23 protein-coding genes are annotated in these 13,455 nt (G+C 39.3%); 6 read left to right on the forward strand and 17 right to left on the reverse strand.

What is annotated here, in order from left to right; all coding sequences use genetic code 11:
- The first annotated feature begins 50 nt into the window (after nucleotides 1-50).
- Entirely contained in the window at nucleotides 51-344 is a 294-nt protein-coding gene (locus LEP1GSC047_RS00130) for a nucleotidyltransferase family protein (RefSeq protein ID WP_010410367.1), read from the forward strand.
- Nucleotides 345-556: 212 nt separating this feature from the next.
- Nucleotides 557-643 (forward strand): hypothetical protein, encoded by an 87-nt coding sequence (locus tag LEP1GSC047_RS21975; RefSeq protein ID WP_238325491.1) that lies wholly within the window; start codon nucleotides 557-559, stop codon nucleotides 641-643.
- Between the two features lie 7 nt (nucleotides 644-650).
- On the opposite strand, the gene LEP1GSC047_RS00135 is transcribed toward LEP1GSC047_RS21975, so the two are convergent.
- The 4 genes from LEP1GSC047_RS00135 to LEP1GSC047_RS00150 all read right to left on the reverse strand — a co-directional run bounded on the left by LEP1GSC047_RS00135 (nucleotide 651) and on the right by LEP1GSC047_RS00150 (nucleotide 2,357).
- Nucleotides 651-845, reverse strand: a complete 195-nt coding sequence (locus tag LEP1GSC047_RS00135) for a hypothetical protein (protein ID WP_010410372.1) — start codon at nucleotides 843-845, stop codon at nucleotides 651-653.
- Nucleotides 842-1,675, reverse strand: coding sequence for a tyrosine-type recombinase/integrase (locus LEP1GSC047_RS00140; RefSeq protein ID WP_010410376.1), 834 nt, complete (start codon nucleotides 1,673-1,675; stop codon nucleotides 842-844). Before LEP1GSC047_RS00140 ends, LEP1GSC047_RS00135 begins: the two co-directional genes overlap by 4 nt.
- Nucleotides 1,676-1,766: 91 nt before the next feature.
- Nucleotides 1,767-2,063 carry a HigA family addiction module antitoxin gene (locus LEP1GSC047_RS00145; protein WP_010410379.1) on the reverse strand — a complete coding sequence of 99 codons (297 nt, stop codon included), beginning with the start codon at nucleotides 2,061-2,063 and terminating at the stop codon, nucleotides 1,767-1,769.
- Between the two features lie 12 nt (nucleotides 2,064-2,075).
- A complete protein-coding gene (locus tag LEP1GSC047_RS00150) occupies nucleotides 2,076-2,357 on the reverse strand; it encodes a type II toxin-antitoxin system RelE/ParE family toxin (RefSeq protein ID WP_010410382.1) in 282 nt (93 codons plus the stop codon).
- Between the two features lie 305 nt (nucleotides 2,358-2,662).
- Here LEP1GSC047_RS00150 and LEP1GSC047_RS22430 point away from each other — a divergent pair, with 305 nt between their 5' ends.
- The gene (locus LEP1GSC047_RS22430; RefSeq protein WP_420323992.1) at nucleotides 2,663-2,929 is read left to right on the forward strand and encodes a BrnT family toxin; all 267 of its coding nucleotides are present in this window, start codon (nucleotides 2,663-2,665) and stop codon (nucleotides 2,927-2,929) included.
- A 150-nt stretch (nucleotides 2,930-3,079) separates the two neighbouring features.
- Here LEP1GSC047_RS22430 and LEP1GSC047_RS00160 read toward each other — a convergent pair whose 3' ends face one another.
- The 5 genes from LEP1GSC047_RS00160 to LEP1GSC047_RS00180 form a co-directional block, all read right to left on the reverse strand.
- Nucleotides 3,080-3,280: a DUF2283 domain-containing protein gene (locus tag LEP1GSC047_RS00160; protein ID WP_010410387.1), complete on the reverse strand. Its 201-nt coding sequence runs from the start codon at nucleotides 3,278-3,280 to the stop codon at nucleotides 3,080-3,082.
- A complete protein-coding gene (locus tag LEP1GSC047_RS00165; RefSeq protein WP_010410389.1) occupies nucleotides 3,277-3,507 on the reverse strand; it encodes a hypothetical protein in 231 nt (76 codons plus the stop codon). The genes LEP1GSC047_RS00160 and LEP1GSC047_RS00165 overlap by 4 nt, the downstream gene beginning before the upstream one ends.
- A 463-nt stretch (nucleotides 3,508-3,970) precedes the next feature.
- Complete coding sequence (gene bufA2 / locus LEP1GSC047_RS21980; RefSeq protein WP_081654324.1) at nucleotides 3,971-4,231, reverse strand: BufA2 family periplasmic bufferin-type metallophore; 261 nt, start codon at nucleotides 4,229-4,231, stop codon at nucleotides 3,971-3,973.
- Between the two features lie 63 nt (nucleotides 4,232-4,294).
- The gene (locus LEP1GSC047_RS00175; RefSeq protein ID WP_010410395.1) at nucleotides 4,295-4,882 is read right to left on the reverse strand and encodes a YceI family protein; all 588 of its coding nucleotides are present in this window, start codon (nucleotides 4,880-4,882) and stop codon (nucleotides 4,295-4,297) included.
- Nucleotides 4,883-4,980: 98 nt separating this feature from the next.
- The gene (locus LEP1GSC047_RS00180; RefSeq protein WP_010410398.1) at nucleotides 4,981-5,340 is read right to left on the reverse strand and encodes a PilZ domain-containing protein; all 360 of its coding nucleotides are present in this window, start codon (nucleotides 5,338-5,340) and stop codon (nucleotides 4,981-4,983) included.
- Nucleotides 5,341-5,795: 455 nt separating this feature from the next.
- Here LEP1GSC047_RS00180 and LEP1GSC047_RS00185 point away from each other — a divergent pair, with 455 nt between their 5' ends.
- Nucleotides 5,796-6,188, forward strand: a complete 393-nt coding sequence (locus LEP1GSC047_RS00185; protein WP_010410402.1) for a hypothetical protein — start codon at nucleotides 5,796-5,798, stop codon at nucleotides 6,186-6,188.
- A 111-nt stretch (nucleotides 6,189-6,299) separates the two neighbouring features.
- Here the strand turns inward: LEP1GSC047_RS00185 and LEP1GSC047_RS00190 are convergent, their stop codons facing one another.
- Entirely contained in the window at nucleotides 6,300-6,665 is a 366-nt protein-coding gene (locus LEP1GSC047_RS00190) for a hypothetical protein (protein ID WP_010410406.1), read from the reverse strand.
- 190 nt (nucleotides 6,666-6,855) lie between these two features.
- Here LEP1GSC047_RS00190 and LEP1GSC047_RS00195 point away from each other — a divergent pair, with 190 nt between their 5' ends.
- Both LEP1GSC047_RS00195 and LEP1GSC047_RS00200 read left to right on the forward strand, forming a co-directional pair.
- On the forward strand, nucleotides 6,856-7,263 hold the full coding sequence (locus LEP1GSC047_RS00195) for a MerR family transcriptional regulator (RefSeq protein ID WP_010410410.1): 408 nt from the start codon (nucleotides 6,856-6,858) through the stop codon (nucleotides 7,261-7,263).
- On the forward strand, nucleotides 7,260-7,946 hold the full coding sequence (locus LEP1GSC047_RS00200; RefSeq protein ID WP_020987997.1) for a hypothetical protein: 687 nt from the start codon (nucleotides 7,260-7,262) through the stop codon (nucleotides 7,944-7,946). Before LEP1GSC047_RS00195 ends, LEP1GSC047_RS00200 begins: the two co-directional genes overlap by 4 nt.
- A gap of 335 nt (nucleotides 7,947-8,281) precedes the next feature.
- On the opposite strand, the gene LEP1GSC047_RS00205 is transcribed toward LEP1GSC047_RS00200, so the two are convergent.
- From LEP1GSC047_RS00205 to LEP1GSC047_RS20720, 7 genes are all read right to left on the reverse strand, one after another.
- Nucleotides 8,282-8,701 (reverse strand): helix-turn-helix domain-containing protein, encoded by a 420-nt coding sequence (locus tag LEP1GSC047_RS00205; RefSeq protein ID WP_010410280.1) that lies wholly within the window; start codon nucleotides 8,699-8,701, stop codon nucleotides 8,282-8,284.
- Nucleotides 8,702-9,357: 656 nt separating this feature from the next.
- Complete coding sequence (locus tag LEP1GSC047_RS00215) at nucleotides 9,358-9,744, reverse strand: hypothetical protein (RefSeq protein ID WP_010410286.1); 387 nt, start codon at nucleotides 9,742-9,744, stop codon at nucleotides 9,358-9,360.
- Nucleotides 9,741-10,070, reverse strand: a complete 330-nt coding sequence (locus LEP1GSC047_RS21770) for a hypothetical protein (RefSeq protein WP_162141847.1) — start codon at nucleotides 10,068-10,070, stop codon at nucleotides 9,741-9,743. The genes LEP1GSC047_RS00215 and LEP1GSC047_RS21770 overlap by 4 nt, the downstream gene beginning before the upstream one ends.
- Before the next feature lie 538 nt (nucleotides 10,071-10,608).
- Entirely contained in the window at nucleotides 10,609-11,151 is a 543-nt protein-coding gene (locus tag LEP1GSC047_RS00225; RefSeq protein ID WP_010410290.1) for a tyrosine--tRNA ligase, read from the reverse strand.
- 103 nt (nucleotides 11,152-11,254) lie between these two features.
- Nucleotides 11,255-11,752 (reverse strand): hypothetical protein, encoded by a 498-nt coding sequence (locus LEP1GSC047_RS00230; protein WP_020988001.1) that lies wholly within the window; start codon nucleotides 11,750-11,752, stop codon nucleotides 11,255-11,257.
- 443 nt (nucleotides 11,753-12,195) lie between these two features.
- Complete coding sequence (locus LEP1GSC047_RS00235) at nucleotides 12,196-12,453, reverse strand: hypothetical protein (protein WP_010410295.1); 258 nt, start codon at nucleotides 12,451-12,453, stop codon at nucleotides 12,196-12,198.
- Nucleotides 12,450-13,455 (reverse strand): Hint domain-containing protein (locus tag LEP1GSC047_RS20720; protein ID WP_020987985.1); only part of this gene is annotated, 1,006 nt, incomplete at its 5' end. The genes LEP1GSC047_RS20720 and LEP1GSC047_RS00235, both read right to left, overlap by 4 nt.

The raw sequence follows: 13,455 nt of genomic DNA on the forward strand, positions 1-13,455 counted from the left end.
CATTTAGAAAATGGGCTGGACAAAATAGGTAATTTAACTAGACTCTTGTTATGAATCGAGAACAGGCGTTGGATATTATTCGAAATCATCTTCCTAAAATTCGATCATTCGGTGTTAATTCAATCGGTATATTTGGGTCTTTCGCTCGAAATGAGAATAATGAAAATAGCGATTTAGATGTTCTTGTTTCATACGGGAAAGGTAGATTAAATTTAGATTCGTACATGGACTTAAAGTTTTATTTGGAAAATCTTTTCCAATGCAAAGTAGACTTGGTTACTGAATCTAGCGTAAAGCCTTTCTTAAAAGAAAGAATACTTCAAGAAGTAGTATATGCCGCGTGATATCGAGGCATATATACAAGATATTTTAGATAGCATCTCAGAAATTGAAAAATTTCTAATAGGAATAGATTCTAAAAATTCATTTATTCATAATATAGAAAAGAAACGCGCAGTTGAAAGAGATTCCAGTAGAATTGAAAGACTTACACTCGGAAATTGAGTAGAAGAAAATTGCTGGAATTCGAGATATTCTCGCGCACGGATACTTTGCAATCGATGACGAAATTCTTTGGGATATAGTCAAGAATCGTTTAACGCCTTTGAAAGTAGTCTGCATAAACATAAAGAACAAAATTTAGAGAATTCCTACCTTTTCCCTTTAAAATACTCTTCTAAAATAAAGATCAATTGTTGGGCAATGCTCCGCTTACTCACCCTCGCGTCATCGATCAGCTTAGAATAAAGACTCTCGGGAATTGAGTACGTTGCTTTGCGGGTGGGCTCGGTTGTTACTTTCGGCCTTCCTTTCTTTGGAGCGGGTTTTTTCTTAGGTTCAGTCATGCTCGTCTTACCCGAATGGCCGTGGATGAGATTTCCTCGGGGGTGAGGCTGTTGTGTCCATAAACGCGAGCCGTAAATCCAGGCTCGAAGTGCCTTGCAAATCGAGACACCGCGTCGAGAGGTTTTCCTGCCCGAAGTAAATGAGTGATTCTAGAATGCCTAAATTGGTGAGCGTGAACGTTTCTTTTTAAATCAAAATTCAGTTCTTGTAGTTTTAAAGATACGTACCTTCGAGTGTACGGCCGCTTTGTTTTCAAGTTTTCGAATAGAAACGTTTTGCCGTTAAAGACTTCCTGAATTTTACTGTAGAGCTCTTTGGATAAGTGAAGACTCCCGGCTTTGTTTCGTTTCCCTATGATAGCAATCTCGACGTTTGCCTTATTCACCTTGCAGTTTTTCAGCCTGACAGAGAGTAGTTCGGAGATTCGAGCTCCGGTTTCATAGAGTGCTTCAATTAGGATAGAAAATTTAAAGGGTAACGCCTCAAGGACGAATCCAATCTCTTCCTTGTCTAATAGCTTCCCGTGGGCTAGTTCAACTTGAGGTCTAGGTATCTTCATTTCCTTAAATGCTTTTTCCAATCGGATTAGAAACTCCGTATTAGTAGCTTCGGGAAAAGATAATAGAATCGATTTCTTGAGTGCAACCTTAGCAAACTGGATCGATGCAGGTGCGTAACCTTGGGCCTTCATGTTGCTCAGGAATTCTTTGATGGTAGTTTCGCTAACCGGCTGAGCTCCAAGCCAGGATAAGAATGATTTCACCGGCCGGTCATAATCCTTGTGACCGGTTAAAGAAAGAGACCTTTGGATTACTGAGAGGTTTCCCATGAATAAAGTATCGGAGTTGTATTTAATTAAATCAAGTTAATTTTTACCCCTATTAAATCACCTTTATGTCACTTAGGAAAAATTGAATCTTTCATCCGATATTTGTATAAGAAGGAATCAAATCTAATTCTTTCTTTTTATCATGTTGTATTTGGCGAAGTTCGTAAGTCTTTTGCATGTTTAGCCAGAATCCATCTGACTGAATAAAAAAACGTCCGAGTCTTGCTGAGATATCGGCTGTGATTCCGCGTCGTCCGTTTAGGATTTCACTGAGATTTGAGCTAGGAATTCCCGTGGATTTACTTAAACGATATGCTGTTATATTCATTTCTGTAAGGATTTCCTTTAATGATTCGCCTGGATGCGAGTTGATAAATTCTTTACTCATGATATTTCCTCTTTAGTGATAGTCTTCAATTATAACGTTCTCTGCGTTTCCTTTATTCCAAGTGAAGCAAATTCGGAATTGTTTATCTATAGAAATGCTCCATTGGTCTTTTTTATCTCCTTTAAGCTGGTGTAATCTATTGCTTGGGGGGATCAGTAGATCGGACAACTGTTCGGCCGAATTTAATTGGTCTAATTTTCTTTGAGCTCGTTTTCGAATTTCCGAAGGAATTCTTTTTGTGTATTCGCCTGAAAAAACTCGTTCAGTATCACGATCTCCGAAACTAGTTATCATTGATATTATCTATCATTATGATAGCTATTGTCAATCTAATTTTCGGGGTTCGAGTGAGAATAAATCAAGTTAATTATTACCCCTATTTAATCACCTTTATGTCACTTCCCAAAACTATTAATTATGGGAAGTAAACCACAAATAGGGGACCTTACCTCTAAATGTGCGAAAATTTTTGGACGTTATCCCTGGGCTTTATAGTTCTTAGAAGGCCCGATAGAATTCCTTATACACCATTTCTACGGGCACAATAATGAACTATTTTTCTCCCGACTTATCTTTAATTTTGGTATATACTGCAATTAATTGAACTCCAGTTCGAATACGATCCAAGAAAGAACAGTTCTAATATTAAAAAGCATAAGGTCGATTTCGAAGACCTTTTCCTATTAATTTGGGAGGATTCCTCCAAAGCATTGGAAGAACGTTCCATTACTGTAGGAAAATCGATAAAACATAGAACCTTACTCGTGGTTCATTTTATAAAGAGTAATTATGAAAACGAAGAAATTATCAGAATCATTTCAGGCAAGAAAAGTTACAGGGAAAGAAAACTCTTTTGTGAGCTATGATTTCGAATCACTCCCAGAGCTCACAAAAGACCAAATAAAATCTTTTAAAAGAATCTCTAAGGTAAAGCACGAGATGCTAAAAACCGCCGTGAAAAATCATGCCGGCCGACCTACGAAAAATCCAGGTCGACAGGGAGAATGAGATTTTAGTTACGCTTTCACAGTTTCAAAAAGAAATGAGGAAATATCCACGTATTTGGATGCGTTCCCGTGAATATCGATTCCAACTGGTTTTCCAGTTTCATCCAAATCTATATTTAGATCCGAATTGATTTCTTTAGTTTCAAACGATGGACGATTTGATAAATCGATATAGATGGAGTCTGTTTCCGGGTAGTGCGTTATCTTCATTTCTTAAAACCTCGATCAAAAAATCCGTTATGAACCGTCTCTCCATCCTCTAAAGTTATCACTCGAAGGTATTTTTGAACTTCGTCAATCCATTTCCAGAATCGGATTCTACCGTCTTCTTGGATTTCCCTTTTGTCAGGATTAGAAATTGCTTCTTCTATCCAGTCTAAACGAAGTTCGGGCCGTTTTCTAAGGACTTCGTTTTCGAAATAGCGAGTATATTTCATACTACTTAAATCTAACGTTATCCAGAAGCTATGTTTCTCGGGAAGCGTTTACCCGAATGCAGAAGTATTATTCTCTTTCCCCTCGGCCGTTATTTTCTCTCCGAAGAGGATCTTTATCTAATACAGGGTTCTCCAGAAATCTTCAATATATCATCCATATTTTTCTTTTCCGAAGGCTCCCGGCCGGCATCGATATAGATTTCAAACTTCGTAATATGCTTCGTTCGGCCCCCCAAAAAAAGGCCTTTTTTCTCCCGAAATTTCCCGATTTTACCTTTTTTTTGTAATCGCCCCCGAAAATTGCTTACCTAAGAGATATTTTAGAAGTTCCGATTTCTTTGTTTTGAAAGAGTTAGGTAAAATTCCTTAACCATCCTTAGAAGAATAGTAGGAGCGCGACCGAACGGCCCAAATCTATTTTATATATTTTATTCATTCGTGTCTAAGGATGGTTTAAGAGATATTAAGATTTCTTAAAGGTTCCTTTTTTGGTGTCACAATCTTTTTTCGAAAGAGAAATCCAACCTTGTCCTTTACAGGAATTTTTTCCAGCACAGGAATGTCCTTTCCCACCGCACTCTCCAGTACCCTTGCAGGAATTAATTCCATGACATTCCCCTTTGGAATCTTCTGAACTCCCGCTCTTATCTTGCGCGATCGCTCCAGTGCTTAGTATTCCAGTAAGCGCCGCCCCAATCAGTAAATGTTTTGTTATATCGTTCATTTTATGCCTCCGCACATTTTTAGTTCGATTTTTTTAAGAGATGGTTACAATGAAATCAATCCTTTATTCAGGAACAGCTTCTCCTTCTATACGAATGGAAACTTCTTCTCCAACTAAAACACCTCCGGTTTCGAGAGTTTTATTCCACGTAAGTCCAAAATCCTTTCTATTGATTTTAGTCTCAGCTTCAAATGCCAGATGAGTATTTCCCCAGGGATCTTTTGCCGAACCAACATACTTTACTTCTAATACGACCGGTTTTGTGATTCCTTTAATCGTTAATTCGCCGTCCACTTTCGAAACTCCGCCTTTTTTGATGACGGCTTTGATTGCTTTAAAAGAGATTGTTGCGAAATTACTCGCGTCAAAAAAATCTTTTCCTTTTAGATGTTTATCGCGATCTGCGTCGCTTGTTGAAATCGAAGCCGACTGGATCGTAACTTCGAGGCCAGTTACGCTATTAGTTTTTTCGTCAAAAGCGAATTTGCCACTATATTCCCTAAACGTTCCTGGAACATTGGAAATGGCGAGATGCCTCACTTTGAAGCCTACCGAAGTATGAGAGTTGTCTAATTTGAAGTTTTCTGCTTCTGTACCGCTAAAAGAGAATGCACTGAGCAAAAGAGCGAAAAGAATATTTTTTTTGTTCATCAAAAATCACCTGGTTTAATAAGATAGTATTTGTATTTTGCAATCGACTAAATCACAAATATTTTATGGAAATATTAGCTTTAGATTCATTAAAAAAATCAATCATCGTCCAAAGAAATAATAAGTCCTGAAACTCTGTCCGGAAGAGAAATTTCCGAGACGAATCGGATTCCAAGTACGATCTTAGGTTCTTTCGACCACTTCGGTCTTTCAATACGAACGATCATTCCTTCAAACTCGATAGAATCCTCTTCCATTGGATTCGTGGTAATTCTTCCCTGAATCAAATCCCCAATGTTTAAATCTTCAGCAAGAGAATCTTTTACAAGAACTCCCATTCCGATTTCTGAAACATTAATTATATCTCCGATCACTTTCACTCGTTTACAGGTAAACGTCGTCGAAAGTTCCGCTATATCTTTAGAATTGAAGCGTCTCTTTTCTCTTTCATCATCCATACTAGGTTGGTTCTTTTATAAAATTAATTTTATTGAGATCGAAATTGTCAGTATAAACCCTGAAGTGGACACGAGAGTCAAGGGTCTCGTCAAAAAAAAATCGCTAATCTAAGGGTTTATTAAGGAGGAAAGTCCCCGGAATTAACTTAGTCCGTTTTTACAGAACTGAGTAAACTGCTGAATCAGTCATTTCTTTCAAATCCTTTCCCCTCGGAGCGATAAGGACTTACCTCTGCAATCGCTCGGAAACCATTCCCTTTTAAATGCCCTGGCGAAACTGTCTTTTTTAGATGGGGTCACGGGTCGGTCCGCAAAAGACAAAGGATTTTTCCGGTTTTCACTTTCTATACAAAATGGTTTATAACCGGGTTTTAAACTAGTATAAACTCATTAAAACCCCTTTTTGGACTTTCAAAAATCTCTTACTATTATACTTTAAGACTTTCTAAACGTATATGAACCGGCCCTACTTACTTGAATTCTCCTCTATCGAAGAAGCGATCCAAAAGGCATTCCATGACATTGCCCTTATCCATGAAGAGTTAGAACCAGCTTTATATTTTAGAATTGAATGGGTTATAGACAAATTTGGATTCGAAGAAAACTATTCATATCCGAAAGAAAAATCAGAGTTTGCGGCTTCAAACCCCGCGATGCCTTTCGACGCTTTTGCCGAATTTGTTCAGGGCATAATTCCCAAAAATGCTACAGACTTAATTCGATCTAAAATAAAGCTTATCTTTTATGATTCCAGGAGAAGCAGTACTACTGCTATCGCTGAATATGAAATCAAGAGAATAGACTTTATTTCAGGCGCAAGCGTCTATTTGAAACGGATTTCTGCTTAAACCCTTCCCCGCTTATCTATCCAGATTCTTATATGCTCCTTTTTCTAAATGAAACGGGTTGAAATCTTAGGGTTTTTTAGTGTTTTTTCGGGTTTTTTTAGAATTACGTTTTTATAATCCACTCAGAATGATTCTTTCCAATTTTCTCTTTAAAATCCCAGACTCCCTAAATATACGCATCTGAATTTCCTCTTCCTTTTCTAACGCTCGTTTGAATTCAGGGAGAGTCCTCCAGTAATAAATCGTGCATACAGAGTATCCTAGTTTCTCCGCGATTTTTTGCGGCCGTATTTTAGGAATTGCGACCGACAAGAAGAGTGCTTGTTCCTGCGGGATCGAAAGCTTTGGATACTTTTGTTTATTCGGATCGTACCCAAAGTCCTCGGGGCGAACACTTTCGATTTCGGTTTTTCGATCATCGGAGAAAGCTAAATCTTTGCCTTTATTTACTATTAATTCGTTTTTTTGTCTTGTCACGGTTTTTAAGTTTTCTTCTCCAAAAGGACTATATCACGAAGCTTTTGTATCGGCCGGTAAATGGATCCTTGTCTTGGCGGCCCTGTGGAATCATAATTCCGGGCCTTCTATTTTAACCCTTTAGGCTTATTAATTTTTTTTAGCAGGCTCTTGACTCTGAAGGATACTTCAGGGTTTATACTGACCTATTATGAGTCTTAAAATTGGAGAACTTGCAAAGGCAACCCACGTTTCTGTCGAAACGATTCGCTACTATGAATCTCTTAAACTTTTGAATCCTGCGTTTAGAAATGAATCTAAATACAGAATTTATTCAGAGGATTCCACTAAGAGAATTCAGTTCGTTCGAAACATGCAGGCACTTGGCTTTAGTCTTTCTGAAATCAAGGAGCTCCTAGACTTGAAAGTACAAACAAAAAGCCAATGTAAAAGCGTTCAGTCGAAAGTGAATTTAAAACTAAGCGAAATTCAAGGCAAGATCGCCGTTCTAAAAAAGCTGGAGAGCTCTTTAATCGAAATCCAAAAGATTTGTGAATCTTCGAAATCAACGAAGGAAGGATCTTGTCCAGTCTTGGACTTAATGGAGGAAGGACTATGAAAATCGAGTTAGTCTATGAAACGACCTGTCCGAATAAGGACGCTACAAAAAAGTTAATACTGGATATTCTTAAAGAACACAGTATTTCGGCGAAGTTCTTAGAAGTAAATAAAGACGATCCAAAATCGCCTGACTATGCTAAGAAATTTTCCTCCCCTACGGTTCTAATTAATGGAATCGATATAGAAGGAAATACCGGAGGAAACGCTTGCCGGCTTTACAAAGATGAATCCGGAAAACTATCCGGCATTCCTTCTAAAGAGTTATTGGAACGATCAATCTTAAAAGAAAGAAACAGTTCTCATTTTTCCTTAGCTTCGTTTTTGCCCCTCTTAGGAAGTGTCTTTGTTCCGGTAGTTTCATGCCCTGCATGTTACCCCCTATACGGGAGTGTTCTCGCTAGTCTCGGCTTTAGTTTTTTCGACTATACCCCTTACTTAAAACCTTTCGTTTTCGTTCTTTCCATTTTAGCCGTGACCGGAGTTTCTCTTTATTACGACCGGACTAAAAAATGGAAATCAGCTAGCTCCGTATTTCTTGGGATACTGCTCTTGGGGTTAAGCAAACTTTTCCTTGAAATCGATTCTTTAACTTTCATAGGGGCTTTCTTTTGCGTTTTCGGGTTTGTTCTATCCAGATTTGAATCCAAACCAAAGCCGAAAGAAGTTTGCGTAACCTGCTAAAGTTTCGAAGCGGCCGGACTTGCGGAACCATGATTCCGGGGATCCATTTTGTTCCCCCCGCTTCCCTTTCTTTTCCGTAAACGAAAAGTATAGTGCATCGTGGAGGATCAATTCTATTCCCGTTTCTAAGGGGTCTAGTTTCGATCTGGAGAGGTTTTTTTAGGAAAGCGGTACTTCCCCCCGTCTCGATCTATTTTAGGTGAAAAAACGAGGATAAAACGAGAAAGCCGAACCTAAGTTTCCTTTGAAATGTTAGCATTTGTTAGCTTTTTATATGCCCTGAATAAAATGACTTATTTGGGACCTTAGCGGCCGCTTTCGAAATGCTTCTTCGGCTAATTCTTTTTTTTCGCAAACGAGGCTATTAAGGACGAAAATGCTTTCTGTTCTTTAGGAGGCAGTTTAATAAAATTCTTCATTACATTTTTCAAGTCCTTAGATTTCTTTAAATGATTAAAAATCACTCGTTCGTCTTCTAACTCAAAAAGTATTTTTTCTGACCGTGAGCGGAACTTAATTGGTTCAACAGGCATATTATCATCCAAAAGCCATAATAGATCCGCTTTGTATTCTAGAGCAAGTGCGACAAGAACTGCCTTGGATGGATCCATTACTCCTTTATTTGTAATGGAACTGACGCCCTGGTAACTTAATCCAAGTTTCGAGGCTGCGTCTGACAATGAGTCGCCGGCGGCATTTATTAGTGCTTTGACTTTCTTTCCGAATAGTTTTGGTTTTGTATTTTTTTCTGTCATTCAAAATATTCTATTATAATTAGTATTGACAATATTATTCCATTAGGATAATATTCGTAATTACGCTAGTAGAATCCTATCTGGACCAATATCCGAAAAGCATAAAAAGACCCATATAAACGCTGAAATTCTGCCTTCCCTGACCTGGCCGTTTTCAGACCGGCTCGGGATTCTATATACGGGAAGGATTGTTTTAAAGCGCCCCAAATTGATTTTTAAATGAAATTCCCGGTTACATACTTCCCGAGCCTAACGGATGCACTCCAAACCGCTTTCTCAGAGCTCGGGAGTATCGAGAGTCAATCCCAAGCCTTAATAAAAATCGCTTGGTATTACAAAGTAGGCAATATAGAGAATACGATCTCATTCCCGGAATCCGGCTATGTATCTATTTCCCTTCCGCCCGAAAGGCTCGCTAAATTCATAGAACGGATCGGGCCACCCGGTGAAGACATCTTTAAATATACGATTGAGCTAGGGTTTTATAAAACCTCGAAAATAAACACCCCACCTCTAGTTTTCTTTAGGTTCGAAAAATCTCTAAAACCAAATTCGAAAGTTTCGCTTTTTCGAAAAAATATTCCAATTTGGTAGGTCGATAAACGAATTGCTTGAAACCCTATTTTTTCCGGTTTTTTCTGCGGAAAAACTCACTCTCACTTCCTCCAATGACTACGATTAAACTGGTACTTTCGATTGTCCGTGAATTCGATTTTAAATTCCTCTCCTCTAAGATTCAAATACTGCGGTAGCTTATCTTCCACCTCGTTCCCTTCTTCCGTTTTGTATCTAGTCACGACAGAGGTAAAAATTCTTTCTTTCGAGTCTTGGAACAATAAGACTAAAACGACTGAATTTGGGATCACTTCCCTACTCGTCCCCGACAGGGATCCAAAATCAACGTAAGTCGTATCATATTCTTTAAACGATCTGGATAGTTCCGAAGAATACACCCTAAACACTTCCAAGAGTGTTACCGGGTTATCTAAATCGATTCCCTGTAGCTTAAAGAAATACCGGTTCGTAAATTCTATCGAATTCATACGGCCGCCTTCGAAAGGTCGGCCCCAAATCGATCGCAGGGCAAAAATCCATACTCTTTAAAATAAAAAGAGTCAAAATATCGTTTATGGTGTTCATTTAATTCTTCAATTGAGGCCGCTGCGAGAATACTTTCTAAAGTCGATGGCGATACGCCTGTTTTTCTGATTCTTTCTTTAAATCTTGCTAAAGCGTCTGAGAGAGGCGGGATAAAGGCCAGTGGAGCCGGTCTCGGAACTTGTTTCTCTTTTTTCGCTTGGGTAAGTTCTTTTCTAGATTCTTTACTAGGTTCTTTATATAGAGTCGCATTCCTTGAAACGCGATTCATATTCGCACTCTGAGAACGCGATACTGATTCGCTTTTTTGAGGTGGCTTTTTCTCAGTTTCGCGTTCTTCGCTACTAAGCGAAACTGTATACGAGTGCTCCGGCCGGATGATTAAATTTTCAGGAATCCGAATCGAGTACGAATTTGGTCGACTAAATCCGGACCGCTCTACCTCTAACCAGCCCCAGGTTTTTAAATCCCTGATGATTTGCGAAACTCTCCGGTATTTGAGTTCTCGGGGTTTTTTGCCGCCTTTTATTTCAAATCCGTTTACTCGGACTAGGATCTTGTCTATTCCTCCCGTCCAGAATTCAAGTGTCCCCTGGTACGACGAAATCGCAACCAATACGCGCAGGTGGCTTTGTGGAAGAATCGAAACGGCCGCTATGGGTAGCGCACCGAAATACATCCCTGTATCTTTAACTCGCACTTTAATACCTCTAGTATCAAAATACGCCAGGGTTTTTTAATCGGTTTGAAAATCCCGATAATCGGGTCAAAATTTTACACTTTTTTAGAAAAATGTGAGAACGGCGATCTTACGATTTGTGTTCAGAAAAAACGCTGATTCCTAAAGAATCTAAAACCAAGTTCAAGACCGAAAATAAATACAATCCAAAACCGAGCGAAATCGGAATGTATTGCAGCAAGGCTAGTTTACTTTTTAAGATAACTTTACCGGTTTCTTCTTTCTCTCGGAAAGAATTCATAGCATTTAAAAGAGGTAAGTACGAGAAAAAAGAAAAAGTTGCGATGATCCAATAAGGATCTTTTAGTCTCCACGATAGAATAAATAGTATAATGGAGACACTTAACAGGGCCGGAGAATAATTGCTCCTTATTCCCTTCGAATGTAAATATACTTTGTATCTACTGCCCAGGCTATAATAAAAAAATAGATATAATACGGTCCTTAGGAATGGGGAAATTCTTAAATTCTCTTCTTTCTTTAAGTATTTCCAGCTCTTATAAGTCCAATAGTATTGATAAAATGTAAACGTTGATAAATACAGAAGAATGAACTTCCAAGCCGGCAATACTTTGGATTTTATTTCTTTTGCGACTGGCTTTTTTTCTTCCATTATTCTTTCTTTTCGTTTTTGTGGAGATCGCGATAAGACTCCCTTGCCTACTATAGCGAGCACGATTTTTCCTCTGCTCGCTATAGTAAATTTTTTATAAAGGTTAGTCCTTTAAACCTTTCGGAAAGGTTGTCTTTAGATCGGTTACAAACTGTCCGTATATTTCCTTCACCATTTCGGCATAACGAAAGTCATTCGGGAGGTCATAAATCCACCCTACTTCGCTAAATGGAGTAGCAGTGTATTTTTTACTGAACAATGTCTTCTTAGTTTTATGATTCATTAGGCTTAATTCTAAAGTTAGGCTATTTTCGACGGTAACGGCCGGTAATCCAACAAACCATAGAAGCGGTCCCCATATACTTAATAGATACGAAAACATTTTTCCTTTATAGCCAGTGTTTACTATCGTTCCTTGTATATAGTATTTGTCTCCCTTCTTATTATCGAAGCTTGCCTCTCTGAACAGTTCCGCGTTTTCCAATTCGATTGCAAGAGCTTTCGCGTAATCCTCTACCGGTTTATAGTTTTGCCATAATCCGGAAGTTATATGTCTCGGGACTCCTTCCGGAGCCTCGTAGTTTGCCCAACCAAAAGGCATAAGGGGTACCATATAAAGGGCTGTTTTGTTATCGTTGTTACTCTGACGCTGGTCGTTAAACGGAACTATAATCACTGAGTCCTTTGACAAGGCAGGTGCATTTACCGGTTTCGGATTCGCTTTATATATCCAAGTTTGATGTGTGGAGCATGATACAAACAACGCTGCTCCAACTAGTAGACTACCAATTTTTATACTCTGTTTTTTAAACACTTCGTCCTCGTTTATTTTTAATATTATTCAAATTTGGGCCGGGCTGCTTCGAGTTCGGGCAGCCGCCCTAATCCAACACGATCTCTCTTTTTAGCTTTGATTTCATTTTCTGTATCCGTGTTGGACTAATGCCCTACGCATCCCTCGCGGGGAGATGTCATATTCGCACTTTCATCTGCTACCATAGTTATCGCGAGCTTCTAGGTTAGGAAGAAGACCATAGACGACGACTAAACTTCTACTTTTTCCCAAAGCCCTGTAAAAGGGAAGTCCGGAGCAACTAAGCGCCATATTTCGTGGCAAGTATTACATTTATACCATTCGCCTCCAAAAATCTTACCTTTCTCATATAATTTATTTGAAATTACTGGGACAAGGTTTCCATTTTCAACTTGGCTTTTTAAGTACGCTCTAAAATCTTCATACTCGATTGGTGAGAAAAAACCTTGTATTTCCTCCAAAAACCCGCAACCGCATTTACTATTCATTTAGGAAATGCCACTATACCTTTGATCCAGCTAGGATTTACCTTTGGTATGAAAATTTGATTTCCGCCTCCAACTAATCCTCCCTGCGGCGCTGCCACTCCTTCATAAAAAGTTGTTCCTGCTGGGATCACAGCTCTTACTTGATTTGTGGCAGCATTCCCCCACTGCGGATTCAATGCACTATCTATGATTGACTGTGTAGCTCCGTTCGGGGGCACCCTTGTCCAGTAAGAACCAGCTGGATTTCCGTCGGGACCTATAACTCGATACAATGTAGTTGGTTTCGAGGTGGTAACTTCGGCATACGTACCGCTTCTAAATGTTTTTGCTATCTGATCTGAAAGAGGGCCTTTATTTATAGGGCCATACATTTGACCAGTCGCTTTCCCGCCACTAACACTAACAGCGCTTTTACCAACCGCGGCCCCCTCTTCCCCCGCGCCCGCTTTACCACCAAGTCCCCCTAGCTTACCTCGAAGAGCGGTGATACCGCCGGCAACTAATAGCATACCATCACCGATGAAATTACCCCATTTATAACCCGTGGAATAATCTTTTGAACAATCGGGACAGGCTGAATTGGCCGCCTTCTCTGCTCCAGGCTCAGTTACTAATTTATCATATAGTGTCGAAGCTACTCCTTTTGATAATGGGGCTTCAAGTGGATGCGCGTTCACCAGACGACCAAATTCGTCTGTGATTCTAAAATTTTCCGGAGCAGCAATACTCGCGCCCGTTTCGATTAGGTGCTGAGGAGCATCCACCAATCTCGCTATACTTTTACCAACACCGGTTGCAAACCCGCCAGCCATACATCCAGCATCATTGTGTACAAGAACCCCGTCTTTCCCGACGAAATACGTGTGATTGTCTTCTACCTCAAAGTTATAAACTTTCGTCTTCTCATAGACTTCTTCTATCTTAGCAATACCAACCGTTCCACGAATCTCGTCTTTCCAAGTCGCTAAGTTAGAGCTCGACGATCTGCTCCCTAATGCTGCA

Source organism: Leptospira inadai serovar Lyme str. 10 (assembly GCF_000243675.2).
Taxonomy (GTDB): Bacteria; Spirochaetota; Leptospiria; order Leptospirales; family Leptospiraceae; genus Leptospira_B; species Leptospira_B inadai.

Coding starts and splice junctions, on each gene's coding strand:
- LEP1GSC047_RS00130 (WP_010410367.1), top strand. CDS start 51: ATGAATCGAGAACAGGCGTTGGATATTATTCGAAATCATCTTCCTAAA.
- LEP1GSC047_RS00135 (WP_010410372.1), bottom strand. CDS start 845: ATGACTGAACCTAAGAAAAAACCCGCTCCAAAGAAAGGAAGGCCGAAA.
- LEP1GSC047_RS00140 (WP_010410376.1), bottom strand. CDS start 1,675: ATGGGAAACCTCTCAGTAATCCAAAGGTCTCTTTCTTTAACCGGTCAC.
- LEP1GSC047_RS00145 (WP_010410379.1), bottom strand. CDS start 2,063: ATGAGTAAAGAATTTATCAACTCGCATCCAGGCGAATCATTAAAGGAA.
- LEP1GSC047_RS00150 (WP_010410382.1), bottom strand. CDS start 2,357: ATGATAACTAGTTTCGGAGATCGTGATACTGAACGAGTTTTTTCAGGC.
- LEP1GSC047_RS00160 (WP_010410387.1), bottom strand. CDS start 3,280: ATGAAGATAACGCACTACCCGGAAACAGACTCCATCTATATCGATTTA.
- LEP1GSC047_RS00165 (WP_010410389.1), bottom strand. CDS start 3,507: ATGAAATATACTCGCTATTTCGAAAACGAAGTCCTTAGAAAACGGCCC.
- bufA2 (WP_081654324.1), bottom strand. CDS start 4,231: ATGAACGATATAACAAAACATTTACTGATTGGGGCGGCGCTTACTGGA.
- LEP1GSC047_RS00175 (WP_010410395.1), bottom strand. CDS start 4,882: ATGAACAAAAAAAATATTCTTTTCGCTCTTTTGCTCAGTGCATTCTCT.
- LEP1GSC047_RS00180 (WP_010410398.1), bottom strand. CDS start 5,340: ATGGATGATGAAAGAGAAAAGAGACGCTTCAATTCTAAAGATATAGCG.
- LEP1GSC047_RS00185 (WP_010410402.1), top strand. CDS start 5,796: ATGAACCGGCCCTACTTACTTGAATTCTCCTCTATCGAAGAAGCGATC.
- LEP1GSC047_RS00195 (WP_010410410.1), top strand. CDS start 6,856: ATGAGTCTTAAAATTGGAGAACTTGCAAAGGCAACCCACGTTTCTGTC.
- LEP1GSC047_RS00200 (WP_020987997.1), top strand. CDS start 7,260: ATGAAAATCGAGTTAGTCTATGAAACGACCTGTCCGAATAAGGACGCT.
- LEP1GSC047_RS00205 (WP_010410280.1), bottom strand. CDS start 8,701: ATGACAGAAAAAAATACAAAACCAAAACTATTCGGAAAGAAAGTCAAA.
- LEP1GSC047_RS00215 (WP_010410286.1), bottom strand. CDS start 9,744: ATGAATTCGATAGAATTTACGAACCGGTATTTCTTTAAGCTACAGGGA.
- LEP1GSC047_RS21770 (WP_162141847.1), bottom strand. CDS start 10,070: ATGAATCGCGTTTCAAGGAATGCGACTCTATATAAAGAACCTAGTAAA.
- LEP1GSC047_RS00225 (WP_010410290.1), bottom strand. CDS start 11,151: ATGGAAGAAAAAAAGCCAGTCGCAAAAGAAATAAAATCCAAAGTATTG.
- LEP1GSC047_RS00230 (WP_020988001.1), bottom strand. CDS start 11,752: ATGCCTTTTGGTTGGGCAAACTACGAGGCTCCGGAAGGAGTCCCGAGA.
- LEP1GSC047_RS00235 (WP_010410295.1), bottom strand. CDS start 12,453: ATGAATAGTAAATGCGGTTGCGGGTTTTTGGAGGAAATACAAGGTTTT.